The 858-nt window shown below is 34.5% G+C and carries 1 protein-coding gene and 1 pseudogene; both read right to left on the bottom strand.

Features of this window, described 5'->3' with window-relative positions:
• Nucleotides 1-74: 74 nt before the first annotated feature.
• Nucleotides 75-488, bottom strand: coding sequence for a hypothetical protein (locus tag LPH68_RS26465; RefSeq protein WP_151923607.1), 414 nt, complete (start codon nt 486-488; stop codon nt 75-77).
• Nucleotides 489-518: 30 nt separating this feature from the next.
• Nucleotides 519-858, bottom strand: a pseudogene (locus LPH68_RS26470) (hypothetical protein); the annotation flags it as partial.

Raw genomic sequence — 858 nt, forward strand, 5'->3', positions numbered from 1 at the left:
TCCGTAATTTCTACCGAACCTTCCTGGTATTCGTCATAGAATCCTTGTTTCCAATATTTCATAATTTATAATTTTTAAAGTTTCCAACGTCCTATTGCAAACCATGTAAAATCCCAGCTAGTCCAAACGATAGCCGGAGTTGAATTTATTCCACGGGCAAGAATTATAATATATGATTTATTCTTATTATTAGGGTCATAACCCGGAGCATACACAAATGGTTCACTTGTGACGTTTAACCCTGCAGTAAGATAAACATTGTAATTAGTATCATAGAAGCTGGTAGGAAAATACAGGCTAATTGCACCCGTTGCTCCAGCTCTTGTTCCCCATTGCATCAATAGCCCATTTGAATATTTTACATATCCATTTTTTGCTTTTTCATTCCATAGATTTTGTGATTCTAATTGTATAGCATTAGTCCCGAGAGAACTTTGCCAAATTACAAGCAATAAAAGTAATACCAATTTTCTACTAAATCTATCCATAATCAAATTGATGTTATAATATTTCTATTTTCAACGACCTATAGCTATCCAGTCAAATGAACGAGTACTACTTCCTACGGTTATACTATTATCTGCAAGTAGAAACTTTCGCATGACATCTACATAAGATGCTGATTTATTATACGGTAAAGCAGTATATAATGTATGTTCATTAGATACTGTCTCCATCGTAGTCACAAATTGATAGGAGGCATCATGAAAAGAAATAGGGAACCATATAGTTGCACTTCCAGCTGATGAATTAGTTAAATGCCCCCATTGAATTAGTAGGCCATCTTCATATTTTCGATAACCGTTTTGTCCCAAATTTTGCTCTTTAATTTGCGCAGATTTTGTCCCGAGAGAACTT

Origin of the sequence: Bacteroides sp. 1_1_30 (assembly GCF_020982715.1) — a bacterium.
GTDB classification, from domain to species: Bacteria; Bacteroidota; Bacteroidia; order Bacteroidales; family Bacteroidaceae; genus Bacteroides; species Bacteroides xylanisolvens.

Coding starts and splice junctions, on each gene's coding strand:
- LPH68_RS26465 (WP_151923607.1), bottom strand. CDS start 488: ATGGATAGATTTAGTAGAAAATTGGTATTACTTTTATTGCTTGTAATT.